Raw genomic sequence first — 23,116 nt, 5'->3', positions numbered from 1 at the left:
ATAAAGGAAGTGAAAATGACAGAGTTTGACCCAATTGATGAAAAAGTCGTTTTTGAAAAGCTTAGTAATCTTATCAATGGTATGGATTGCTCTAAGCAGAGTTTAGAGCAGCATAAAGAGCAAGAGGGAGTGATTTATGCTAAAGATGGGCAGAGTATCCAATCTTCTAGCACGGATAAAAGGATTTGCTTTGCAGATAGAATCCTAAATGGTGGGATTTTACAAAACGATGGGAGCTATATGAGTGATGATAAGCAGTTTGTATATAGCCTTGATGTCAGCGGGGCTGGGCTTTTGCGTATCACTTCTGTGTGTAAAAATACAAGCTTTACCCTAGTAAATTTCTCGCAAAAAAATGGCGATTTTGGAATCTATTTGCGTGAAAAGCCTTATAAGGAAATGGGCTTTGTGTATTGCAACACTTTTAGTTTGCACCCCTATATTAAGGCTTTCAAGGAAATCGCCCCCTATATTGCAAAGCGAATTTATAAGCCTAAACACTTCACAAAGGTGGTGGTAAATGACTATAAAAGTATGCTTGCAAACCCACTTGGACCATTTTATGAGCCAAAATCATTTGACAAAGCGGTGCAAGAAATTAGCCTAAATCCGCAATATCTTTATCTTCTTAATGTCGCTATGATTGAGAGTATGAAGTATTTCACTAAGGATAATGGGCTAGTAAAAGAGCTATATATCTTTGCGAGCAATCCCACGCCCCCAGATAGCTTCCGCGCGCAAACACTTCTTAGCACGATGAAAAGTCTCAATCGCAATATCACGCAAGGAAAGCCCGAACTTGCTATCAATCAAGTGGTGTTTCATAGCTTTGCCTTGGGCGAAGAGGTGGGGTTTTTGCAGGAATTAAGCAGGGATAGTGGTGGGAAATACTATAAAGTGGATTCTACTTTAGCGTTTAAAAGGGCGTTATTAAGCCATCTTGATAATGGCAGAATGCCAGAGCCAAAAGAGCTAGGCGATGATGCGAGTATAGTGCCTAGCAAGCCAGAGAAAATCCACGATGATAATCCACCAAAAGATGTATGATAAGGCGTTAGATTTAACCCATTTAAAATGCTGACAATCCTTGTTTATGCGTTTAAAATAATCTTTATAATCTCGCACACATCATAGTTATGGCTTTTACTTAGCAGTCCAAAGATTGTAAAAGTCTCTAGCAAAAAGTCTTTATCCTTAGAATCTAAGATAAGCAAGCCGCATTCTTTAGATTCTGCCACTCTGCCTAAAAGTGTGGGGTTACATTGTAACTCCGTGATAGGAAAACAAACATAAAGCATAGGCTGCACGCCAATTGCTCTTTGTTTTTCTTTAATGATGATTTCTACTAGCACATCAAAATGATTAAATTTATGCACCAAAAGCGGATATTTGACTTGAGATTCATAAAACTCCACACCTAAAATCTTTTTGCTTATAGGGTGGCTTCGTAAAATCTGCAAATCGCTCCTAGAATCCAAAAATTCATCATCGTTAATATTTTGCAAAAATGTTAATAAATTTGTTATTTCACTCTCTGTGATAATCCCCCATTGCGTGAAGTAGCAAAGATATTAACTCAAGCTCATATAGGGCTTTTGTCTCGCCATTTGCTCCTACAAATTCTGTGTCCTGTAAAGTGCTTAGAGCTAATTTTTCTTTATCACTCTTATCTACATCATAGCCGATTTGCCACTCAATATAATGCTTTTGTGAAAATGGAATCTGTCTTGTTGCAGTAGGCAGTCCATATTCATAAAAGCTATTGCGTGTTTTTACTCTCGTTTTGCCACTTTGTGTGGTAAGCGGAATTTCTACAAAGATTTGTTTATTTTCACATTGTTGTATTTTCATAATGCACTCCTAGTAAATCTCTAAAATACTGCGAAATTTCAGGGCTTAGAATCTTGCTTTCACTTGCTTGTATAAAATGAGATTCTAGAGCTTTAAATTGTTGAAAATCAATCATCACATCACAATTTCCAAAATAATAAGGAATATGTGGCAAAAATAATTTAAACACATCAACATAGCAATACAGGCTATATTTTTCTTTTGTTATAAAAATTGTATTGTTATTTTCTTTGTTTATAAAAGTTTTAGAACGGCGCAGGGCATTTATATCGCGCATTGTGTAAAACATCGCTTTGACTTGCGATTTTTCCACGCGCTTTTTATTGGGGTATTTATCAATATAATTACCAATATAATCAAACCCCTTTAGGCTAAATTCTTTTTCATCTATTGTCTTAAATTTAAAATTACAAATATATTCATAATCCATTCCTTTACTATCCTTTTTATATAGAGCGATAATAATAGGAAAATACCCCTTAGAATCTTTGCAAAAAATTTGAGAGCTAATAATTGTAGAATCTATAAGTTTATAAGCTTTTGTGAAATCTTTTAGTGCATTAAAATTAGCCCTTTTTATCAAATAAGAAAGTGGGTGCAAAACACAGATAAAATCCGCCTGCAATCTCTCATAAGAGCGTAAAAAGCTTATGCCTATATCTCTATGTTGCAAAGCAGAATCTATTTGTATAGAGTCTTTATTTTTAAGATGATTTTGCACGATAGAAGTTCTGTCATTATAAGGCGGATTACCCACGATGATGAGCCTATCAGCTTGCGTGAGATTAAAATGCTCCCTAGCAACATTATGCAATGCGTTTTTATGAAGCAAGCTAACCTTAGAATCCAGTGTGTGTTTGGCGATATGCAAAGCCATTTTATCAATATCAGCTCCAATAATTTTGCTAAAGCTATCTTTAGCAAATCCGCTTTTAATAATGGCTTCTGTGCGCAAGAAATTTCCACTTCCGCACGAGCTATCAAGCAGCACATAATCTTTAGAATCTACATATTTTTTAAGCATTGTATAGACTACATTGACCAAAAAATCAGCAGTATAAAAACTGCCGAGATTGACTTTTTCTTGTGTGCTTAAATGTGTTGATTTTGTCATTGATCCCCAAACACTCGTTTAAAGATAGAATCCACATTTTTTGTGTAGTAGCTAAACTCAAAGCATTCGCGGATTGCTGCTTCGCCAATAAGCCCCACAAGCTCGTTATCTGCTAAAAGATATTGCAAATATAAGCTCTCGCCCTTGTCATTTACCGCCGCTTTGCCTTCCTGCATAACACCATTTTGTAAGTCTTGCCATACCTTCATCGCATTTCTTTGCACGATTTTATAGGCATCTTCGCGTGATACGCCCTTTTTAGGCAGCTCTAGCAAGATTCGCTGTGAAAAGACAAGCCCACCGGTGAGGTTTAGATTTTTCATCATATTTTTTGGATACACCACTAGCTTTTCAAGCAGCCCTTTTAAACGCATTAGCATAAAATCTGTGGTAATAAAGCTATCTGGCAAAATAAATCGCTCCACGCTACTATGGCTAATATCCCGCTCGTGCCACAACGCGACATTCTCCATTGCCGGCATTGCATAAGAGCGTATCATTCTACAAAGCCCTGTGATGTTTTCACTCAAAACCGGGTTTCGCTTATGTGGCATAGCAGAGCTTCCCTTTTGCCCAGATTCAAAATACTCTTCTGCTTCATAGACTTCTGTGCGTTGCAGGTGTCGCACTTCCACGGCGATTTTCTCACAGCTACTAGCCAAAAGGGCTAAATCACTCATAAGCCTAGCGTATCTATCCCTTTGTATCACTTGATTACTCACAGGGGCGGGTTTTAGCCCTAGCTCTTTGCAGACTAGCGTTTCAAGCTCCATAGGTGTGTGGGCGAGATTGCCCATAGCCCCGCTGAGTTGCCCCACAGAGATGACTTCTAAAGTGGATTCTAACGCCTTCAAATGCCGCCCTAGCTCATCATACCAAATCGCTAAAACGAGTCCAAAAGTGATAGGCTCTCCGTGGATTCCGTGGCTTCGCCCTACCATTAGCGTATCTTTATGCTGATATGCACGCACTTTTATCGCTTCTCTTACTTGTTTAATATCATCTAAAATAATCTTTAGAGAATCTCGCATTTGCAACGCCACCGCTGTGTCGATACAATCACTAGAAGTTATCCCATAATGCACCCAGCGAGATTCTTCGCCTAAAGATTCTGCTACTGAAGTGGTAAAGGCGATTAAATCGTGTTTGGTAACCGCTTCTATTTCATCAATCCTAGCAATGTCAAATTTCGCATTTTTACATATCTTTTCACAATCGCTATCAGGGATTAGCCCAAGCTTATTCCAGCCTCTAACTAACGCCTTTTCTACCTCAAGCCACGCGGAATACTTTGCATTTGTGTCCCATAGTTTTTTCATCTGCTCTCTTGCGTATCGTTCTACCATAATGCTCCTTTTGATTAGATTCTATACCCTGCGTTTTTCAAAGCTTTATATCTTTACAGCCCTACAGCTAGATTCTATTCCAGATTTGCACGCTTTGGTATAAAGCTTAAAGGCTTGGGGATAGTCCTTTGCACCGATAAGCACCACGCACGCGCAAAGCCCAAGCCCTAGAATCCACTTTTTCATCACCTAGCCTCTTGCAAGCCAAAGTAACCCACGCATTATATCAATCTAAGCTTATGCCACGATGACAGCCCCCTAGGAGCCACCTCCCTATCACCGCTTATGCACCGCTTATACCACAATCCACATCACAAATCTTGCCCTACAACTGCTAAATTTTGCTACACTTTGCTTTCGCAAATTTTACAATCCCATTACAAAAGATCATTTATCTAGCCAAAGGATTTCTATGCTCAAACGCTTTAAAACAGAGATTTACACCTACTACAAAATGTTTATCCTAGCTCTCATCTCTATCGCTGGGATCGTGCTTATGGGGCGTAGCGAAGTCGCGCAAAATCTCTTCTCCGGGCTAGCGATTTTCCTGCTAGGAATGCTCTTTTTAGAAGATGGCTTTAAAGGCTTTAGCGGTGGGGCATTAGAAAAAATCCTAAAAAACTTCTCCAACACACGGCTTAAAGCCATACTTTTTGGGCTTAGTGCCACTGCCATTATGCAAAGCTCCACACTTGTAACAATCCTTACCCTATCATTCCTCTCTGCATCATTAGTAGGTCTAGGACAGGCTCTTGGCATCGTCTTTGGGGCAAACATCGGCTCTACCACAAGCGGCTGGATCATCGCAGGCATTGGGGTGAAGATGAATGTCTCCGCCCTTGGACTGCCGCTCATCACACTTGGTGTGCTTTTGCTACTTATGAAAAGCAAAAATCTCAAATCCCTAGGCTATATCCTTGCTGGCATTGGCTTTTTCTTCCTAGGGATTGCGTATATCAAAACAGGCTTTGAAAGCTACCAAAACTTTGACCTAAATGTCGCGGCTAGATTTGGTGGATTCTGGGCGTTTTTGATATTTTTTGGTATGGGGGTGTTGATCACTTCTATCGTGCAATCAAGCTTCGCCACGCTTACGATCATTATCCTAGCTCTAAGCTCTGGGAGTATCTCCTACAATGACGCCCTAGCCCTTGTGATAGGCACAAATGTCGGCGGCGTGGTAACAGCTCTCATCGCTTCTATCTCTTCTAGTGTCGATGGGCGCAGGCTCGCCATTGGCAACACGCTTTTTAATGTCGTTATAGCCATTGTGTGTATGGTGTTTTTGCCCGTGTTTAAGGAGATTGTCGAGCTAGCAAGCAGTCTTTTTGGCTTTAAAAGCGATGACTACGCGCTCAAAATCGCGCTTTTCCACACGATCTATAATGTCATCGCCGTGCTTTTGATGACACCCTTTATCCCAATGTTTGAAGCATTTTTGTGCAAGTTTATCACCACTTCAAAAGATGATTCAGATCGCGCACGCTACATAGACTTTGATCTAATCCCCTACCCCAACACCGCCAAAGAATGCCTACAAAAAGAAGTGCTACATCTCTTTGGCAATACGATCACAATCCTAAGCGCAGTTATTGGCACAAGCAAGCAGCGATTTTTCACGCAGCGACTAGATATGGACTACTTCACGCACTCCAAAACACGCATAGATGCAGACAAGCTTGAAAATATCTATGAAAAAACCATTAAAAACATCTTTAACTCTATCATTGACTTTTCTACACATTTACGCGCAGCCCACCACCAAGACCAAGCCTTTTGCGCTGAAATAGGCAATCTCCAAAAAGCCTCGCGCAATCTTGTAGAAGCTACCAAAAATCTCAAAATAATCCAATCTAGCCTAATCAAAAACGCCAATAGCAGCAATGCCGCGCTAAAAGACCAATACACGCAAATACGGATTCTACTAGCAAATACGCTCTATGACCTAAAGCACCTCCAAGATCAAAACTCCCCCAAAGCCCAGACACCACAAGAGCGCACGCAAGCAAGCGATAATATCCAAGAGGGTATAAAAACGATCAAGAAAAATCTCAAAAAAACTAACGCCAAATCCATAAACACAATCCAAGATTTGATCAAAGACCGCACGATCACCTCCACCCAAGCCACCTCACTGCTTAATGACATAGCCTTTAGCACCGAAGCGTTGAAAGAGATCGTAACAGCGGCAAACTGCATTGTCAAATACGAAAATCTCCTACTAAAGCAAGAGGACGAGCAAGACAACACACCAAAAAGCTAGATCAAAGAGCCGATGAGCTAACTCATCGTGCCTTAAAGCTAGCATTTAAGCATTCTAAGCTACAATCACGCTTATTTTTTCACAAAGTGTTGTTATGGATTCTACTCTGTATCGCCCCAATGTCGCTGCGATTTTGCTCCACCCAGACTACTGCCCCAAGCAGCCTAGCACGCACTTGTTTTTCCTAGCGGAGCGCATTGATATGCAAGGCGTGTGGCAATTCCCGCAAGGTGGCATTGATGCTGATGAAAGCCCAGAATCCACCCTTATGCGCGAGCTTGAAGAAGAGATAGGCACAAGCAAAATAGAGATCCTAGCAGAGTATCCAGAGTGGATAAGCTATGACTTCCCAGAATCTGCTATCACCAAAATGCGCCCATATATCGGGCAAAGGCAGCGATATTTCTTAGCTAAGCTCTTGCCAGAAGCTACAATCAATCTAGCAGCCCACACGCCAGAGTTTTCACGCTATGAGTTTGTGGAGTATGATGAGATATTTAAGCGCGTTACACACTTTAAGCGCGGCGTGTATCACAAGGTCTTTGAATTTTTCCTCCCCATAATCACACAAGCACCAATCACGCGATCACCGCGATCACAAGGAGGCACAGATCTATGCTAATTGTCCAAAAGTATGGCGGCACGAGTATGGGGGATTGCGAGCGGATTGAAAATGTCGCAAACCGCGTGATTGACGCGCTAAACTCCTACAATAATCCGCAGCTAGTTGTCGTGGTGAGCGCGATGAGCGGGCAGACAGATATGCTAATCAACTACACCAAATACTTCACGCCCTTGCCAAAATTGCGCGAAGTAGATATGGCTCTAAGTGCAGGAGAGCGCGTAAGCGCAGCTCTGCTTGCCATAGCCCTAGAATCTAAAGGCTACAAGGCTATCTCTCTAAGTGGGCAGATGGCTGGGATACTCACAGATTCTACCCACACAAAAGCGCGGATTCTCTCCATTGACTCCACTTATACAAAATCCCTGCTTGATCAAGGCTATATCGTAGTAGTAGCTGGATTCCAAGGGGTGGATTCTAGGGGCGAGATCACTACTTTAGGGCGAGGTGGCAGCGATCTCTCCGCCGTGGCTCTAGCTGGGGCTATGAAAGCGGATTTATGCGAGATTTACACCGATGTTGATGGCGTTTATACAACCGATCCACGCATAGAGAAGAATGCTAAGAAAATCGACAAAATCAGCTATGATGAAATGCTAGAGCTTGCCTCAATGGGGGCAAAAGTCCTGCTCAATCGCTCTGTCGAGCTAGCAAAAAAATGGGGCGTAACGCTTGTAACGCGCAGCTCTTTTACCCAAAAAGAAGGCACACTTATCACAGCAGAGGAGGATATTATGGAGCAGCCTATTGTAAGTGGAATCGCATTAGACAAAAACCAAGCGCGTGTAAGCATAGCCGATGTGCGCGACCGCCCGGGCATTGCTGCGGAGATTTTTGGCGCATTAGCTAGTGGCACTATCAATGTCGATATGATCGTCCAAACAATCGGTCGCGATGGCAAAACTGACATAGACTTCACGATCCCGCAAACTGATGTCGAGCAAACTAAAGTCGTTTTAGAGCCATTTTTAGTTGATGTAGAATCTATTGATTATGATTGTGATATAGCCAAAGTCTCTATCGTGGGCGTGGGTATGAAATCTCACTCTGGCGTGGCAAGCGTGGCGTTTAAGGCATTGGCAAATGAAAATATCAATATTATGATGATTAGCACAAGTGAGATCAAAGTCTCTATGGTCATCAACCTAAAAAGCGCAGAAACTGCAGTGCGCGCTCTACATAATGCATACGAGCTAGATAAATGAAAAATACAGACTTTCGCTCGTGGCTTTTGGAGACTATGCGGCTTGAGTATGATAAGTGGGCGAGCGATCGGGAGTGGCTAGAGATTGATCGCGCATTATTTGCTGATACAATGCTAGGTGCGCTTAAGCATATTGTAAGCGGTGGGACACTGCTGCTTGCTACTGATGAGCATAGAGAGTGGTTTAGCACCTACGCGCTTTCTCGATTCTACTACAACACCATCAACAGACCGCTGCTACCGATCTTTTCGCTTAATCGCCTGCTTGGCGCAGATGTCTCACTGCAGCAGGATTCTAGTCGAGAAAACATCATCAATATGCTTGATATTGCGTATGAAAATTATATGTTTTGGTATGTCGGGAGGATCAATAACCCTATCGCTGATTTGTGCAGGAGCAAGGACTATGGGCTGTTTTGGGTGATGGATCAGGGCATTAGGGGGTCGTTTCCCTTGCGTGCTAATGATGAGTTTTTGGACTATAAGCTTATGGATATGCTGCGCTTATTTGAAAAGGCTTTGTATGAAAGCATTTTAAACCGCTTAGATATTGAATAGCAGGGGATTATAATTGATAGCAGAGATTATCTTGGTCAATACCATAGAAGAAGAAGTAGAGCATTACACCTCGACACTAAATCCTAGCGATGTGCGCGTGTATGAAGAGAGCGAAATCCAGATCAAGCATATCCACGACATCATAGCCCAAGCCCACATAGCCACCGATACTAAAACGACCTTTATCATCGCGGGGCATTCTTTCCGCATAGAAGCCCAAAATGCTCTGCTAAAAATCCTAGAAGAGCCACCAGCTCATATACAATTTATCCTAATCTCGCGCAACAAAACCGCCTTTATCCCCACGATCCGCTCGCGCTGCTTGCTTACTGATAAGCGAGTCAAAGAGCCAAGCAAGCCATTTTCTCTCACACTCTCCACCCTAAGCCTAGAATCCATCTACACCTACACAACCGCGCTGGCAAAAGACACGCAAGATAGCAAGATCCACGGCAGGCAGCTTGTCGCATCACTGCTGCACTCTGTCGCCGCGGAGGGCATTACGCTTGATGAAAAAGAGCTAGCGATGTTTGATAGCGCATTAGCCCAGCTAGAAAACTACCGCCCCAAGCACCTTGTATGCCTAAATCTCTTGCTAATGATTTATGCCACATCTCACAAAAAGAGAGTAGCTAATGCACTGCACTAGGATCGCGCCAGAGTTTTTAAGAAGCACACTAGAATCCATAGGAGCTGATCGCGCTGGGGCGAAGATTATGCGCAAAAAGGGGGAGATTTTTCTCTTTTTTCTGCACGATTTATCCGTGCCACAGCTCCATATCCTAAAGCAAGAGCTGCTAAGTGTAGGAGGCGATCTCGCCACGCCAAGAGATGCGATCCTTAGCCAAAATCCCCCCTACAATGCCCTACTTATCGCCACAAGATCCCAGCTTGAGCGCGTGATCGCTAAGTGTAGAGTCCAGCCATTTGGGCTGAAGTTGCTAAGCCACACTTTACAAGCTCACTTGGATTCTGGGCACAACAGGGATTCGGCTTTGCGCGATAAAGCAGGGAGTTTGTGGCTCGCTTCGTCGATAGACACCCAAGTCTTATCTCCTTGCTCGCCACTGCACAACCCTGCTTTCTCATCGCAAAACCTAGAATCCCACAGCGGTTTTACAGAAACAGCTGAAAATAAAACCAACCCCCTAGAATCCACTTTTGAAAAAACAGCACAAAAAGCACAAGAAATACAAACATTGCAAAAAGCGGATTCTAGTGATACTCCCATTTTTGCTACCGCAAAAACTATGGATTGCCACGCCACTGCTACGCAGTGTCTCGCAATGACAGAAAAAAGCACCGCAAGTAAAAAAGTGGATTCTAGTTTTTCTGCCCAAAACGCCCCAACTCTAAGCAACTCCACAAAGGATTCTAGGATTGTAGATGAGAAATCGGGACACAGCCGCAGTTTCTTTAGTAAATCGGGGCTTTGCAAGCCGCGCAAGGAGATAAGACTTGGGTGTCTATCGAGCGGCGATGAAATCCCCGATTCTAGCCCGAAAGCTGAATCGCCCAAAACGCACAAAGCCATTATGGCGATTATCAACCTAACCCCCGACAGCTTCTACGCCCCATCACGCCACACAGCCACACGCGCCATAGAATCCATACAAGAGCTACTCGCACAAGGTGCTAGGCTCATTGACATCGGCGCGGCAAGCTCTCGCCCGGGCTCCCCTATCATCTCCGCACAAGAAGAAATCGCACGCCTTAAAGAAGTATGCGCCTATATCAAAGCAGAAAATCTAAACAGCAAAGCACGCTTCTCTATCGATACTTACAATGCCAAAACCGCCGCCTACGCGCTAGAATCCGGATTTACCATAGTCAATGATGTCCGCGCACTAAGCGATAGCGATATGCCAGCAGTGGTAAGAGACTTTGGCGCGGATTTTATCCTAATGCACACAAAAGGCACGCCAGAGACTATGGCAAGCCTAGCCCACTATACGCACCTTATTAACGAAGTAGATGAGTTTTTCTCCCGTAAGCTTGAGCTACTAGAATCCAACAATGTGGGCGAGGTGATTTTAGACATCGGCTTTGGCTTTGCCAAAAATAGCGCGCAAAATCTCGCCCTAATCCAGCATTTAGCGCATTTCAAGCACTTTGGCAAAAGGCTGCTTGTAGGAGCTAGTCAAAAAAGCACTATAGGCGAGATCATCGATGCGCCAAATCCACACGACCGCTTAAGTGGGACTTTGAGCCTGCATTTGCTAGCTTTGCAAAATGGCGCAGATATTATCCGCGCTCATCATTATAAAGAGCATAGCGATATGCTAAAGATCTTTCGCGCGTATGCGCAGCCTAGTCTTTTGCCTAGTGATTTGTAATTTACTATAAGGAGTTTTTGTGAAAAAGTTTTTGCTTTGGCTATGTGGGATTCTAGCAGCACTTGTGCTGCTTGTGTATATCTTTGTCTTTAGTCCTATTGGCAATATGATCATTAAGCCCATTATCCAATCCCAAATCAACAAGCACTCGCCCCTGCCGCTTGTGCTAGAGAGATTCTCCCTAGGGCTTACAGGTGCGCAAATCGTGCTAACAAATGGGCAAAAGCTCATCATCGATCTACACGGAGATTATAATCTCTTCACGCTAGGAGTGGATTTTGATCTGCTTGTTGATGCTAATGATATTTCGCTTTTTGGGGAGCTAGCAGGCATAGAGCTAGCAGGAGCGTTTGAAGTGCGTGCTAAGGCACAAGGCAAGATATTTGACACCCTAACCATCAACGCCACTAGCGACATCGCACGCTCAAAAAGCAGCCTTCAAGCTAGCCTCTATGACCTTAAGCCCACACAAATCACTGCTGATATTACTGCTCTAAGGATCAATGAGCTTTTAGCAATGCTTGGGCAAAAGCCCTATATCAGCGGAGTTTTGGGGCTACAAGCTGATATTAGCGGCACACAAGATAAAGAGCCAAACTTCAGCGGACAAGCCGCGCTAGCTATCACACAAGGTGGATTCTCACAAGAGCTGATACAAAAAGACTTTGATATAGCAATCCCCCGCACAAGCTGGAATGCCAACCTTAGCGCGATCTTTGATATGGATAGCATTAAGCACAATCTCGCCTTTAATGCCAATGTAGGCAAAATCATCTCAAGTGGCATTACGCAACTCTCGTCCTTGCTTACAAAAAGCACTTATACTATCGATCTTAGCGATATTAGTGCTTTCACGCCCCTTGTGGGGACAAAAGTGCGCGGGGCTTTGCGCACCAATGGCGAGATGATCGGTGGCTCTTCACAGATGAAAATTTCTGGCAAAAGTGATGTAGCAGGCTCTAGCACCACTTATACTGCCCTGCTAGAATCCTTTGCGCCTAAGAAAATCAGCTTTGATATAAAGCACCTAAAAATCGAGCAGCTATTCTCTATGCTCTACCTCCCCAAATACGCCACCGGACTAGAAGATGCAAGCGGAGAGGTGTGGGATTTAGATAAAGGCATAAGTGCGCAAGTGATCTCTAGCCTAAAGGGTGTGATAATGGGCGATGTGATAAAGCGCGAGTTTGACCTAGCAATGCCAAATACGCCCTTTAGCTACAAGAGCAATGCGCGGCTGCTAAAAGGCGTAGGCGAGGCAGACTTCACCCTAGAATCCACTTTAGCTAATCTCGCGCTAAATCCCATTGCCATTGACCTTAGCTCCACCACAATCGCCACGCCCTATACCATCACAATCCCAAGCCTAAAAGCCCTAAAATTCCTAACAGGGATCGAGCTTGCTGGCAAGCTTGAAGCCGATGGCAAGATAAAAATCGCAGAATCTATCCAAGCAGATTTCCACACACAAAGCTTAGGCGGGCAGCTTGATGCCAAGCTTAAAGGCAAGGAGCTTAGTGCCAAGCTCCACGATGTGGATACGATTTCACTGCTAAAAATGCTCCAATATCCCCAGATCTTTAGTGCCAAGGCAAATGGCGATCTCTCTGTCATCTCGGGCGAAAATGGCGCAAATGGCACTATGCGCCTTGTGCTATCTAATGGACACTTCACCAAAAATGACTTCACAAGATCCTTGCAGCAATACACAAATTTAGACATTACAGGCTTGCTCTTTAATGGCGTGGGATTTGAATCACAAATCGATAACTCCACCAAGCTTAATGCAAAATTTGGCGCAAAAAGCGGGGATTTCTCTATGCAAGGGGATAATATCCTAATAGATCTAGAGCGATCCACCATCAATGCCAAGCTAAAAACCGCGATAAAGCAAGACTCTGTCGATGTGCTTCTACAAGGCGCGATAGGCTCGCCTAGAGTGGAAGTGGATTTTAGTGAGCTAGCACGCAAGAAGGCTACTCAAGCGATCCAAAAAGAGCTTGATAGGCACATTGATAAGCATAAAGATAAGGCGATTGATGCGCTTAAGGGGCTGTTTAAATGAGTAAGCACACGCACTCTAGCCCACGATCCATAGAGTGCAAACGCCTTGTGATAAAAATCGGCAGCTCTATCCTAACAAACCCTCTAGATTCTAGCGTGAGAGAATCGCACAAAGCCTGCGTGCAAGTGGAGCGGCTTAATGCCCTTTGTGCGCAAATTGCACGCCTTAAGCAAGACATTAGCGACATACTCATCGTCTCTTCAGGGGCGGTGGCAAGCGGCTTTAGCCTGCTAGGCTTCCCCAGCCGCCCCAAAGATATGATCGATAAGCAAGCCTGCGCGGCAGTGGGGCAAGCACACTTGCTGTGGCACTATGAGCAAGCCTTTAGCAAGCACTCTTTGCATATCGCCCAGATTCTACTAACCAAAGATGATCTCTCACACCCCAAGCACTATCTCTACGCAAGCGCGACTCTCACGCGCCTGCTAGAGCTAGGGACTATCCCTATCATTAACGAAAATGACCCTGTGCTAGTTGATGAGCTAAAATATATCGAGACCTTTGGGGATAATGACAATCTAGCCGCGCTTGTAGCAAGTATGATTGGCGCAGATTTGCTGCTAATACTCTCTGATGTCGATGGGCTTTATAACGCAAATCCCGCCACCAATCCAAATGCCACGCGCATTAGCGAAGTGGTAGAAATAAGCGAGCAAATCACAAGCCTAGCAGAACAAAGCGCAGAAAATAGTGTCGGCACAGGCGGTATGGCAAGCAAGCTAAAGGCTGCTAAAACAGCTATGCAAGCAGGCTGCAATGTCGCTATCATCAAAGGCACAGAAGCGGATAATATCGCTAAGTTTTTCAATGGCGAAGATGTCGGCACTTACTTTCACTTGCCGACTAATGCGATAAAAAAGCGGCGATTTTATATCGGCTATGTGGCGATCCCTAGGGGCAGGCTTATTGTGGATTCTGGAGCAAAGGCTGCTTTGCAGGAGGGGAAATCACTTTTGCCAAAAGGTGTGCTAGAAGTGATAGGGAGCTTTGAGATAGGATGGGTAGTAAGTGTGTGTGATAGGGCAGGCGCGGAGTTTGCTCGAGGCAAAATACGATATAGCAGCTATGATTGTGCGCAGATCATCGGCAGAGATTCTAAAGATATTGCGACAATTCTAGGGCAGAGCTATGGCGACTGCCTAATCCACCGCGATGATATGGCGATCTTGGAGTAAAGGATATTTATGGAGTATGCAAACACGCTACAAGCATTACAGCAAGCAAGTAAGACTCTAGCCCAAAGCAGTGCCAAAATGCGCAACCACGCGCTAGAAGCCCTAGCAAATGAGCTAGAAAAGAGCCGCGCTATTTTGCAAGAAGAAAATGCCAAAGATCTCGCAAATGCGCGTGCAAACGGACTTTCACCAGCGATGATTGATCGCTTAAGGCTTGATGATAGCGCGATTACAAGTATGATCCAAGCCGTTAAAGAGATTAGATCCCAGCCAGAAGTGCTAGGCGAGATTATCAGCGGTGGCGTGCGCCCTAGTGGGATTAGTATCGCGCAAGTTAGAATCCCGCTAGGCGTAGTATGTATCATCTATGAATCCCGCCCAAATGTAACGATTGATACCGCGGCTTTATGTATCAAATCGGGCAATGCGATCTTGCTAAAAGGCGGTAAAGAAGCCCACCACTCAAACACCGCCTTGCTTGCTTGTATCCACCGCGCACTAGATTCTAGCTCCCTCCCAAAAGAATGCGTGCAATCCCTTGGGCTTATTGCTAGAGAAGACTTAGCTACAATCTTGCAGCAGCGCGAGTTTATCGATGTGGTGATCCCGCGCGGTGGAGCTGGGCTAATCGAGTTTGTAACCACCCATAGCAAAATCCCTGTAATTTTCCACGACAAAGGCGTATGCCACGCCTATATTGATCGCTCTGCTAAAAAGCAGCACACACTAGATATATGCCTAAATGCCAAAGCTTCACGCCCAAGTGCTTGCAATGCTATTGAGTGCATTCTAATCCACCGCGATTGTGTGGGGGAGATCTTGCCAGATTTGGTAGCGACACTGCTAGCAAATGGCGTGTGTGTGCGAGCGCAGCAAGAAGTGCTAACACTGCTTGGAGACAAAGATGGGCTAGAGCTTGCTAGTGCAAATGACTTTGGCACAGAGTTTGGAGACAAAATCATCGCGCTAAAAATCATAGAATCCATAGAGCAAGCTTTAGAGCATATCGATAAATACGGCTCTAAACATAGTGAAATCATCATCACGCAGGATTTAGAGGCCGCGGAGCTATTTTGCGGGCGCATTGATGCAAGCGCTGTGTTTGTGAATGCCTCTAGTCGTTTTAATGATGGTGGCGAGCTAGGACTAGGTGCTGAAATGGGAATCTCCACGCAAAAGCTCCACGCACGCGGACCTATGGGAGCCGTGCATTTAACCACGACAAAATACCTTATCCACGGCAATGGCAGCATTAGAATCTAAGCATCGCACTTATGGATTTTGGGTGCGGCTGCAATAGTTTGCGATTTTAGTCATCACCAAATAATGTAACTTTTATCTACTTTTTTGCCATATTTTTTGATTTATTATTATATATATATCCTATTTAGACTACTCTGTTACTAAGCCCTAGGGTGAAATTTTGAACAGAGAGGTGCACAATGAGTCAATACGAAAACATCAGCAATGTGTTTAAACCGCAGTATGAAAACTTCATTGGCGGCAAATGGGTTGCTCCTGTGAAAGGCGCGTATAGCGACAACAAAAGCCCTATCAATGGCAAGACACTTTGTAAAGTCCCGCTATCAAGCGAGGAGGATATAGAGCTAGCGTTAGATGCCGCGCATAAGGCTAGGCAAAAATGGGGCGAGACAAGTCCAGCAGAGCGATCTAATATCTTGCTAAAAATCGCTGATAGGATTGAGGCAAATTTAGAGAAAATCGCCTATGCAGAGACTTGGGATAACGGCAAGGCTATTCGAGAAACGCTAAATGCTGATATTCCCTTAGCAGTGGATCATTTCCGCTATTTTGCAGGGTGCATTAGAGCGCAAGAAGGTAGTATTTGTGAGATTGATAATGACACAGTGGCATATCATTTTCACGAGCCTTTGGGCGTTGTAGGGCAGATTATCCCTTGGAATTTTCCTATCCTAATGGCAGCGTGGAAGCTAGCTCCAGCCTTAGCAGCAGGAAATTGTGTCGTGCTAAAGCCAGCAAGCCCCACACCAGCGAGCATTTTAGTGCTTTTTGATGTGATTGCGGACTTGCTGCCTGAAGGAGTTGTAAATATCGTCAATGGAAGTGGAGGCAAGATTGGAAAAGCTCTTGCGACTAATCCACGCATCGCCAAAGTTGCATTTACAGGCTCTACGGGTGTTGGACGGCAGATTATGCAGTTTGCCACAGAAAACATTATCCCCTGCACACTAGAGCTTGGTGGTAAATCGCCAAATATTTTCTTTGAAGATGTGTTTGAACACGAAGATGAGTATTTGGATAAAGCCGTTGAGGGCTTGGTGCTATTTGCCTTTAATCAAGGAGAAGTTTGCACCTGCCCAAGTCGCGCCTTAATCCACGAAAAGATTTATGACAAATTTATGGAAAAGGTCTTAAAACGCGTGGAAGCCATAAAAATAGGCAATCCTTTGCACGCTGATACGATGATGGGCGCACAAGTTGATGAAAATCAAGTCAAAACAATCCTTAGCTACATTGAAGCAGGGAAGCAAGAAGGTGCGCAATGTCTCATCGGCGGTGAAAGGAATAACCTAGGAGGCGAGCTAGCAAATGGCTGCTACATTAAGCCTACAATCTTTAAAGGGCACAATAAGATGAAAATCTTCCAAGAAGAAATCTTTGGTCCTGTGCTAGCGGTAACGACCTTTAAAGACGATCGCGAAGCCCTAGAAATCGCTAATGACACGATTTATGGCTTGGGCAGTGCGGTTTGGACAAGGGATATAAATAGAGCCTATCGCTTTGGCAGAGGCATACAGGCAGGGCGTGTATGGACAAATTGCTACCACGCATACCCCGCACACGCAGCCTTTGGTGGATACAAGCAGTCTGGAATCGGTAGAGAAACACACAAGATGATGCTAGAGCATTATCAGCAAACAAAAAATGTGCTAGTGAGCTACTCTATCAACAAACTTGGATTTTTTTAATCCATACACTTAAATGAAAGGATATATTATGAGTATTCCAAAAACAATGAAAGCAGCGGTTTCTAAAGAATTTGGCAAGCCTTTAGTGATAGAAGAAGTTGAAGTCCCACGCCCAAAAGCAGGGGAAGTTCTTGTGAAAATTGAAGCGTGTGGTGTGTGCCATACAGATTTACACGCAGTCGATGGCGACTGGCCCATCAAACCCAAGTCAAATCTTATCCCCGGACACGAGGGCATTGGCAAAATCGTCGAGCTAGGTGATGGTGTTACGCATTTAAAAATTGGCGATATTGTTGGGATCCCTTGGCTATATAGTGCTTGTGGGCATTGCGAGCATTGCTTTGGCGGTTGGGAGACACTTTGCGAGAGTCAAAAAAATGGTGGATACTCTGTGAATGGTGGCTTTGCAGAATATGCAGTCGCTGATGCGAACTATGTAGGCGTGTGTGATCCCAAGCTTAGCCATAAAGAGCTCATTGACCTAGCTCCTATTTTGTGTGCTGGTGTTACAGTGTATAAGGGGCTTAAGATGACAGAAGCAAAGCCCGGTGAATGGGTAACAATCTCTGGTATTGGCGGACTTGGACACCTAGCTGTGCAGTATGCAAAGGCTATGGGGCTAAGAATTGCCGCAGTTGATGTTGCTGATGATAAGCTCGAGCTTGCAAAACGCTATGGTGCTGAAGTCGTAGCAAATGCAAAGACAGAAGATGTTGTCGAAAAAATTAGAAAAGAGACTAAAGGCGGGACACACGGCGTTTTAGTTACCGCGGTATCGCCTAAAGCATTTGAACAAGCAGTGAAAATCGCTAGAAGAGGCGGAACTGTCGCGATGAACGGCTTGCCACCGGGAGAATTCCCTCTTGAAATTTTTGGAATGATCCTTAATGGTGTAACCGTGCGTGGCTCGATTGTCGGCACAAGGCTTGATCTGCAAGAGGCGATTGAGTTTGCACAAACAGGGCGTGTAAAAGCGCATGTAAGTGCAGCTGTGAAGCTTGAGCAAGTCAATGAAGTCTTTGACAAAATGAGAAAAGGGCAGATTGAAGGGCGTATGGTCCTTGATATGGGAGCCTAAGACTGCTTGCGCGCTTGACGCGCAGGCACAAAGCTATCTAAAGGAGCTAGTATGGTAACACTACAAGGAAAAGCGGTAAGTCTCTATGGCAAGCCTATTGAAGTAGGGCAGTTTGCTCCTATTGTGTATCTCACAGGCAAAGATTTCGCGCCACATAAAATTGGCGGAGCAACTGGTAAGTATCAGCTTATTAGCGTTATCCCAAGCATTGATGGAGGCGTGTGCCAAACACAAACACGCACCTTTTATCAAAAGGTATCTTCACTTGCGAATGTAGAGATAGTGTGCGTATCGGTGGATATACCTTTTGCACTAGATCGATTTTGCGTAGCTGATGGCATTAGCAATATCTCTATGCTAAGTGATTATAAAGATAATCTATTTGGTAAGGTGTATGGGCTATTGCTTACAGATGGAATGTTTGAGGGCTTACTTACTCGTGCTGTGCTTATCGTAAATACTGAAGGCAAGGTGGTGTATCAAGAAATTTGTAAAGAGATCGCCGATGAGCCAGATTATGATGCTGCATTAAAAGCCCTACACGCATAAGCTAGGGGACACCCCCTAGCCTTACCCCACCCTATCAATTACCACAAGCCCTATCACAAGCTTTTATCAAAGGAGATATGATGGAAATGTTGATCGATGACAAAGCACAAGCTCTCATTGATAAGCTAGAATCCTTGCACGGAGCGGTTTTGTTTTATCAAAGTTTTGGCTGCTGCGATGGCTCCGTGCCCTTATGCTATGCGAAAAAGGATTTTACACTTGGTAGCAATGATGTGTGTATCGCTAGAAGTGGCAATGGCATAGAGCTATGGACACATCAAAGTCAAGCAGATTTCTATCAAGGCAGGACTTTTCATCTTAGCGCAGAAGAAGGACTAGCAAATGAATATTCTTTAGAGTATGAAACAAATATGCGCTTTGTGGTGGTGTAAGTTGCTATTTGTGTTTTATGGCAGTAAAAATTCATATTCATAGACTTTTACTTCTATCTTTTTGGCTAATTCTTTTAGGGCGTAGTTGAGTATGCCTAGTTTTTCTTTGTAGGCTTCATCTTGGGCTTTTTGGGGAGAGTTCATCTTACCTTTATCATTAAAGCCTTGAAAGTGGGCTTTGATATCATAGAGTGCGGCATTTGGATTGTAGTTTTTCTCATCTTTTGCTTGTTTGTGGTAGTGCTTGAAAAGCTCTTTTCCTGCTTGTAGCACTTCTTTTGCTTCATCGCTAAACTCTAGTGGCTTTGTGGGGATAAAGGTAGATTCTAGCTCATCGCTAAATAATCTTGTTTGCAGGGGCTTAGATTTTACTTTGTCATTGCGAGCCGACTTGTCGGCGTGGCAATCTATGCTTGTATTTTTGGATTGCTTCGTTGTGGCGTTGCCACTGCCTCGCAATGACTGCTCTTGCTTTACTTTGCCCCGCAAGAAGTCTTGCATAAAGTGAGATTCAAAGGCTTCTTGTGTGTTTAGCTCTTTTTCGCTAAAGGGGATAAAGTGATTTATGCCCTCTTTAGCAGTGATTCTATTTTTTCCGTGAAATAGCATAAAGGCAAGGCAATCATTTTGAAACTCTGTGTCCTTTTCCCATTTTTTATTTGGGTTTAGGAATTGGTCGTTGTGATTTATCCAAGTATGCGGGATACAATGGCGGACAGAGAAATAGACAGAAAATGGGATAAGATTATTTTGCGTGATATTAAGACAATATCTTGCTAGGGGTTTTGATAGCAAACAAACTTTTTGCTGATTTTGAAAATCACTTGGATAATTTGAAATTAACCCTAGCATTTCATTTGCAGAATCTTTAAAATTAACCCACCATTGATTCAAGGATTTGTGTTTATCTAGCGTTGTATAAAATCTCTTTTTCCCTAAACTCGCCCCATTTTCATCAAAAATATCTAGGGTTATGCTGCTTTTCATTCAACGCCTTTTAGCATAGCACTTAGAATCTGTGCTAACTCGTCTTTGCTTAGCTCATCACTTGCTACGCTTACAATTACATCTTCTAGCTTTTGGTAAAAGTCCTTTGGTGTGGCTTTGTGATTTAGCATTATAAACGCATCGCCTATAAGTAATGTGGTGCGTTTATTCCCGTCTGCAAAGGGGTGGAACTTCACACAGGCAAACATTAAATGCGTAAGCTTGTCTATAAAGCTTGGGTAGTAGTCATCATTTTGGATTTGTGTTAGTGCGGAATCTAAAAGGGCGATTTGCTTAGGATTTGCCCCTTTTAGTCCGCCTATTTCATCTAGCATATCATCGTGGATTTTTTGCACTTCTTGTAAGCTTAAATATCTCATTTATCTTTTAGCCTTTCAAATACTGAGCGAATCTCTGGGTCTTGTAGTTTGCTTTGTAACTGCTCTCTTACACTTTCAAAATCGCTTTTAGATTCTAGCTCTTTGATAATCTTTAAATCACTTTTTAAGCCCTTTAGGCTTTCAATCACTTGCAAAAGTTTAGAATCTACATTTTCTAGTATCAAAGTCATTTTCTACTCCTTTTTTTGCTTGAATTTTAGCAAAAATTTTTTAAGCCTTATTCCGCCCCACTTAAATCCCATACTAAAAAGCCTATGGGAAGTTGCCTTTGACATTGGAACAACCGCAGCTTTATTGTTTTATTATTCAAATAATGATTGTTGTGTGAGATGATTAGTATTTGCTACAATATCGTTAATATAGTTTTTTACTAATAACTCCTTAATGGAGTTTCTATTGTTTTCACTTGCTCCTAAATGATAAAAATGCTCAATTATATCGCTATGAAAATTTTTCCAAAATGTATCAAAATAGATATTCTCTCTATATTGATTGCTATGCCAAGTGGATAGCATAAATTGTGCTTTTGTCGCCTTTAAAAGACAAAAAAGCTCATTTTCCTTATTCTCATTCCACGCATTAAAATAATCCGAGTGTCTATCAATATAAGGTGGGTCGCAATAGATAAAATCCCCCCTTTTTGCCATCTGTAAGCTATCTGTAAAATCACAGATTCTGAACTCATAGTTATTGTTTTGTATAAGTTTGCTTACCCAATCTACTTGATTAGCGATTTTTGTGATATAACCTTGAGAAAAGCGGGAATCTTTTTTGCAATAAGGCACATTAAATCCGCCTTTTGCATTAAAACGCATTAGCCCATTAAAACAACTGCGATTGAGAAATAAAAAATCAAAAGGATTGTGATTTTGATTAAATCGTTCCCTTACTTTTGCGTAGTGTTTTTGCCCATCTTTTTGTAAAAATAAACTTTCTTTATAAAGATATTCCCTAATAGAATCTCGACTGATAATACCTTGCTGTATAGCTTGATAAAAATGAATAATATGAGGATTGTTATCGCTAAAAACTGCTCTTTTTGGTGCGATATTAAACCCCACAACACCACTACCCATAAAAGGCTCAAAATACATTCCCTGATAATTCCAAGAAATGTGGCTCTTAATATGGGCGACAAGCTTACTTTTAATACCTTGAATTTTAAGAGGTGGAATAAGAGTTTTCATATCTTATCTCCCATTTCTCTCCCACTTTTGCCTCTATATGCTAAATATTCAGAAAGTTTTGTAATCTTTTTTACATTACCTTTAGAATCCGTGATATTTATTTGCCCATAATTTATCCAATAATCATCAAATATATTTTCTCCAAGCTCTGCAAATACACCTCTTTCATTGACAATATCATCGATATTTTTAATACTTCCTATGTTTGCAGTATTGCCACTGCCACTAGAATCACTTGCAATTTTATATTTTTCAACAAAAAATAAAGTAAGATTTTTTATCACTGATTGGATTGTGTTTAAATCTTGTAATTCATATCTTTGCAACTCATCAATGAAAACCCTATCATAAATCACACCTAGGCAAAAATGCCCTAAATATTCTTTGTAAGGAAATTGAATATTTTTATTTGAGTTTCTATTTCTAAAATATTCTCCGTGTGAGCCTAGAGTAAAGCCATTGCATAAATGTGGATTTTTTTCATTGCGATAAGTTGTTTTTAAATCAAGTGCGAACTTAATTGTAGAATCTTTTTGTGATACAAAAGATAGGTCTGGATAATAATTTTGATGAGTGGGTAAAATAATGTCAAAACAATTTGTTTTTGCAAATTCTGCTATAAAGGGGAAAATATGGATTTCTAAAATTTTAGAAATTAGCTTTGTGTCATTTGATAGTGAAAAAATACTTTTATCACTATCAATAAACCCTTTAATTTTCCACTCTGCATTTTCACAAAGTTTATTTTCTAAAGTGTTAAGAAAGATTCTAAATTTTTCTTTGAATTCTTGCTTATCCATACAATATCCTTGTAAGTTTTTATAGATTCTATCTAAGATATTCTTTTTAAGCCTATGATTGAGGGCTAATAAAATCAATCCGCCCTAGAATCAGGGCTTTAGAATCTTTATCAAGCTTTATAAGCTCATTTTGTGGATTTGGGCTGAAAAAATCAGCCACCACTTTGTTTTTAAGCTCTTCTTCGGGGAGATTTAGGGGATACATTGGGGTCCTTTGGCGTGGGTCGGCTCTTTGGG

25 protein-coding genes are annotated in these 23,116 nt (G+C 42.6%); 14 read left to right on the top strand and 11 right to left on the bottom strand.

Annotated features, from left to right (window positions below; translation table 11 throughout):
* Window positions 1-15: 15 nt before the first annotated feature.
* Window positions 16-1,047 (top strand): hypothetical protein, encoded by a 1,032-nt coding sequence (locus tag DX060_RS03845; protein ID WP_115011239.1) that lies wholly within the window; start codon window positions 16-18, stop codon window positions 1,045-1,047.
* Between the two features lie 44 nt (window positions 1,048-1,091).
* On the opposite strand, the gene DX060_RS11890 is transcribed toward DX060_RS03845, so the two are convergent.
* Genes DX060_RS11890 through DX060_RS11245 form a run of 5 tightly spaced genes read right to left on the bottom strand, consistent with a single transcriptional unit; the run spans window position 1,092 to window position 4,497 of the window.
* The gene (locus DX060_RS11890; RefSeq protein ID WP_258552183.1) at window positions 1,092-1,505 is read right to left on the bottom strand and encodes a R.Pab1 family restriction endonuclease; all 414 of its coding nucleotides are present in this window, start codon (window positions 1,503-1,505) and stop codon (window positions 1,092-1,094) included.
* Window positions 1,506-1,527: 22 nt separating this feature from the next.
* On the bottom strand, window positions 1,528-1,851 hold the full coding sequence (locus DX060_RS11885; RefSeq protein ID WP_258552182.1) for a hypothetical protein: 324 nt from the start codon (window positions 1,849-1,851) through the stop codon (window positions 1,528-1,530).
* Window positions 1,832-2,965: a DNA methyltransferase family protein gene (locus DX060_RS03835; RefSeq protein ID WP_115011238.1), complete on the bottom strand. Its 1,134-nt coding sequence runs from the start codon at window positions 2,963-2,965 to the stop codon at window positions 1,832-1,834. The genes DX060_RS11885 and DX060_RS03835 overlap by 20 nt, the downstream gene beginning before the upstream one ends.
* Complete coding sequence (gene purB / locus DX060_RS03830) at window positions 2,962-4,311, bottom strand: adenylosuccinate lyase (RefSeq protein ID WP_115011237.1); 1,350 nt, start codon at window positions 4,309-4,311, stop codon at window positions 2,962-2,964. Before purB ends, DX060_RS03835 begins: the two co-directional genes overlap by 4 nt.
* A gap of 45 nt (window positions 4,312-4,356) precedes the next feature.
* Window positions 4,357-4,497, bottom strand: coding sequence for a hypothetical protein (locus DX060_RS11245; RefSeq protein ID WP_181814174.1), 141 nt, complete (start codon window positions 4,495-4,497; stop codon window positions 4,357-4,359).
* 226 nt (window positions 4,498-4,723) lie between these two features.
* Here DX060_RS11245 and DX060_RS03825 point away from each other — a divergent pair, with 226 nt between their 5' ends.
* From DX060_RS03825 to DX060_RS03765, 13 genes are all read left to right on the top strand, one after another.
* Complete coding sequence (locus DX060_RS03825) at window positions 4,724-6,574, top strand: Na/Pi cotransporter family protein (RefSeq protein ID WP_115011236.1); 1,851 nt, start codon at window positions 4,724-4,726, stop codon at window positions 6,572-6,574.
* A gap of 94 nt (window positions 6,575-6,668) precedes the next feature.
* On the top strand, window positions 6,669-7,196 hold the full coding sequence (locus DX060_RS03820; protein WP_115011235.1) for an RNA pyrophosphohydrolase: 528 nt from the start codon (window positions 6,669-6,671) through the stop codon (window positions 7,194-7,196).
* Window positions 7,190-8,401, top strand: coding sequence for an aspartate kinase (locus DX060_RS03815; protein ID WP_115011234.1), 1,212 nt, complete (start codon window positions 7,190-7,192; stop codon window positions 8,399-8,401). Before DX060_RS03820 ends, DX060_RS03815 begins: the two co-directional genes overlap by 7 nt.
* The gene (locus DX060_RS03810) at window positions 8,398-8,958 is read left to right on the top strand and encodes a HobA family DNA replication regulator (protein WP_115011233.1); all 561 of its coding nucleotides are present in this window, start codon (window positions 8,398-8,400) and stop codon (window positions 8,956-8,958) included. Before DX060_RS03815 ends, DX060_RS03810 begins: the two co-directional genes overlap by 4 nt.
* Before the next feature lie 13 nt (window positions 8,959-8,971).
* Window positions 8,972-9,607 (top strand): DNA polymerase III subunit delta', encoded by a 636-nt coding sequence (locus tag DX060_RS03805; RefSeq protein WP_115011232.1) that lies wholly within the window; start codon window positions 8,972-8,974, stop codon window positions 9,605-9,607.
* Window positions 9,594-11,294 carry a dihydropteroate synthase gene (folP, locus tag DX060_RS03800; RefSeq protein WP_115011231.1) on the top strand — a complete coding sequence of 567 codons (1,701 nt, stop codon included), beginning with the start codon at window positions 9,594-9,596 and terminating at the stop codon, window positions 11,292-11,294. The genes DX060_RS03805 and folP overlap by 14 nt, the downstream gene beginning before the upstream one ends.
* Before the next feature lie 19 nt (window positions 11,295-11,313).
* Window positions 11,314-13,359 (top strand): hypothetical protein, encoded by a 2,046-nt coding sequence (locus DX060_RS03795; RefSeq protein ID WP_115011230.1) that lies wholly within the window; start codon window positions 11,314-11,316, stop codon window positions 13,357-13,359.
* Window positions 13,356-14,534, top strand: coding sequence for a glutamate 5-kinase (gene proB, locus DX060_RS03790; RefSeq protein WP_115011229.1), 1,179 nt, complete (start codon window positions 13,356-13,358; stop codon window positions 14,532-14,534). Before DX060_RS03795 ends, proB begins: the two co-directional genes overlap by 4 nt.
* A 9-nt stretch (window positions 14,535-14,543) precedes the next feature.
* A complete protein-coding gene (locus tag DX060_RS03785; protein ID WP_115011228.1) occupies window positions 14,544-15,797 on the top strand; it encodes a glutamate-5-semialdehyde dehydrogenase in 1,254 nt (417 codons plus the stop codon).
* A 179-nt stretch (window positions 15,798-15,976) separates the two neighbouring features.
* Complete coding sequence (gene exaC / locus DX060_RS03780) at window positions 15,977-17,485, top strand: acetaldehyde dehydrogenase ExaC (RefSeq protein ID WP_115011227.1); 1,509 nt, start codon at window positions 15,977-15,979, stop codon at window positions 17,483-17,485.
* Between the two features lie 28 nt (window positions 17,486-17,513).
* Window positions 17,514-18,563 (top strand): alcohol dehydrogenase AdhP, encoded by a 1,050-nt coding sequence (gene adhP, locus DX060_RS03775; RefSeq protein ID WP_220176688.1) that lies wholly within the window; start codon window positions 17,514-17,516, stop codon window positions 18,561-18,563.
* Window positions 18,564-18,614: 51 nt separating this feature from the next.
* Entirely contained in the window at window positions 18,615-19,112 is a 498-nt protein-coding gene (gene tpx, locus DX060_RS03770) for a thiol peroxidase (RefSeq protein WP_115011226.1), read from the top strand.
* 80 nt (window positions 19,113-19,192) lie between these two features.
* A complete protein-coding gene (locus DX060_RS03765; protein WP_181814173.1) occupies window positions 19,193-19,504 on the top strand; it encodes a DUF779 domain-containing protein in 312 nt (103 codons plus the stop codon).
* A 15-nt stretch (window positions 19,505-19,519) separates the two neighbouring features.
* Here the strand turns inward: DX060_RS03765 and DX060_RS03760 are convergent, their stop codons facing one another.
* The 6 genes from DX060_RS03760 to DX060_RS11240 form a co-directional block, all read right to left on the bottom strand.
* Window positions 19,520-20,491 (bottom strand): hypothetical protein, encoded by a 972-nt coding sequence (locus tag DX060_RS03760; protein ID WP_115011224.1) that lies wholly within the window; start codon window positions 20,489-20,491, stop codon window positions 19,520-19,522.
* Window positions 20,488-20,871: a type II toxin-antitoxin system death-on-curing family toxin gene (locus DX060_RS03755; protein ID WP_115011223.1), complete on the bottom strand. Its 384-nt coding sequence runs from the start codon at window positions 20,869-20,871 to the stop codon at window positions 20,488-20,490. The genes DX060_RS03760 and DX060_RS03755 overlap by 4 nt, the downstream gene beginning before the upstream one ends.
* Window positions 20,868-21,062 (bottom strand): hypothetical protein, encoded by a 195-nt coding sequence (locus DX060_RS03750; protein ID WP_115011222.1) that lies wholly within the window; start codon window positions 21,060-21,062, stop codon window positions 20,868-20,870. The genes DX060_RS03755 and DX060_RS03750 overlap by 4 nt, the downstream gene beginning before the upstream one ends.
* Before the next feature lie 132 nt (window positions 21,063-21,194).
* The gene (locus DX060_RS03745) at window positions 21,195-22,079 is read right to left on the bottom strand and encodes a DNA adenine methylase (RefSeq protein WP_115011221.1); all 885 of its coding nucleotides are present in this window, start codon (window positions 22,077-22,079) and stop codon (window positions 21,195-21,197) included.
* Complete coding sequence (locus DX060_RS03740; protein ID WP_115011220.1) at window positions 22,076-22,879, bottom strand: type II restriction endonuclease; 804 nt, start codon at window positions 22,877-22,879, stop codon at window positions 22,076-22,078. The genes DX060_RS03745 and DX060_RS03740 overlap by 4 nt, the downstream gene beginning before the upstream one ends.
* Window positions 22,880-22,931: 52 nt before the next feature.
* Window positions 22,932-23,084, bottom strand: coding sequence for a hypothetical protein (locus DX060_RS11240; RefSeq protein WP_181814172.1), 153 nt, complete (start codon window positions 23,082-23,084; stop codon window positions 22,932-22,934).
* Window positions 23,085-23,116 lie beyond the last annotated feature (32 nt).

The organism is Helicobacter canis, from assembly GCF_900451095.1.
Taxonomy (GTDB): Bacteria; Campylobacterota; Campylobacteria; order Campylobacterales; family Helicobacteraceae; genus Helicobacter_B; species Helicobacter_B zhangjianzhongii.
This window is presented reverse-complemented; position numbering and strand designations above follow the sequence as displayed.

Excerpts from the sequence above, each read along its gene's own strand:
- DX060_RS03845 (WP_115011239.1), top strand. The coding sequence starts at position 16 with ATGACAGAGTTTGACCCAATTGATGAAAAAGTCGTTTTTGAAAAGCTT.
- DX060_RS11885 (WP_258552182.1), bottom strand. The coding sequence starts at position 1,851 with ATGAAAATACAACAATGTGAAAATAAACAAATCTTTGTAGAAATTCCG.
- DX060_RS03835 (WP_115011238.1), bottom strand. The coding sequence starts at position 2,965 with ATGACAAAATCAACACATTTAAGCACACAAGAAAAAGTCAATCTCGGC.
- purB (WP_115011237.1), bottom strand. The coding sequence starts at position 4,311 with ATGGTAGAACGATACGCAAGAGAGCAGATGAAAAAACTATGGGACACA.
- DX060_RS11245 (WP_181814174.1), bottom strand. The coding sequence starts at position 4,497 with ATGAAAAAGTGGATTCTAGGGCTTGGGCTTTGCGCGTGCGTGGTGCTT.
- DX060_RS03825 (WP_115011236.1), top strand. The coding sequence starts at position 4,724 with ATGCTCAAACGCTTTAAAACAGAGATTTACACCTACTACAAAATGTTT.
- DX060_RS03820 (WP_115011235.1), top strand. The coding sequence starts at position 6,669 with ATGGATTCTACTCTGTATCGCCCCAATGTCGCTGCGATTTTGCTCCAC.
- DX060_RS03815 (WP_115011234.1), top strand. The coding sequence starts at position 7,190 with ATGCTAATTGTCCAAAAGTATGGCGGCACGAGTATGGGGGATTGCGAG.
- DX060_RS03810 (WP_115011233.1), top strand. The coding sequence starts at position 8,398 with ATGAAAAATACAGACTTTCGCTCGTGGCTTTTGGAGACTATGCGGCTT.
- folP (WP_115011231.1), top strand. The coding sequence starts at position 9,594 with ATGCACTGCACTAGGATCGCGCCAGAGTTTTTAAGAAGCACACTAGAA.
- proB (WP_115011229.1), top strand. The coding sequence starts at position 13,356 with ATGAGTAAGCACACGCACTCTAGCCCACGATCCATAGAGTGCAAACGC.
- DX060_RS03785 (WP_115011228.1), top strand. The coding sequence starts at position 14,544 with ATGGAGTATGCAAACACGCTACAAGCATTACAGCAAGCAAGTAAGACT.
- exaC (WP_115011227.1), top strand. The coding sequence starts at position 15,977 with ATGAGTCAATACGAAAACATCAGCAATGTGTTTAAACCGCAGTATGAA.
- adhP (WP_220176688.1), top strand. The coding sequence starts at position 17,514 with ATGAGTATTCCAAAAACAATGAAAGCAGCGGTTTCTAAAGAATTTGGC.
- tpx (WP_115011226.1), top strand. The coding sequence starts at position 18,615 with ATGGTAACACTACAAGGAAAAGCGGTAAGTCTCTATGGCAAGCCTATT.
- DX060_RS03765 (WP_181814173.1), top strand. The coding sequence starts at position 19,193 with ATGGAAATGTTGATCGATGACAAAGCACAAGCTCTCATTGATAAGCTA.
- DX060_RS03760 (WP_115011224.1), bottom strand. The coding sequence starts at position 20,491 with ATGAAAAGCAGCATAACCCTAGATATTTTTGATGAAAATGGGGCGAGT.
- DX060_RS03755 (WP_115011223.1), bottom strand. The coding sequence starts at position 20,871 with ATGAGATATTTAAGCTTACAAGAAGTGCAAAAAATCCACGATGATATG.
- DX060_RS03750 (WP_115011222.1), bottom strand. The coding sequence starts at position 21,062 with ATGACTTTGATACTAGAAAATGTAGATTCTAAACTTTTGCAAGTGATT.
- DX060_RS03745 (WP_115011221.1), bottom strand. The coding sequence starts at position 22,079 with ATGAAAACTCTTATTCCACCTCTTAAAATTCAAGGTATTAAAAGTAAG.
- DX060_RS03740 (WP_115011220.1), bottom strand. The coding sequence starts at position 22,879 with ATGGATAAGCAAGAATTCAAAGAAAAATTTAGAATCTTTCTTAACACT.
- DX060_RS11240 (WP_181814172.1), bottom strand. The coding sequence starts at position 23,084 with ATGTATCCCCTAAATCTCCCCGAAGAAGAGCTTAAAAACAAAGTGGTG.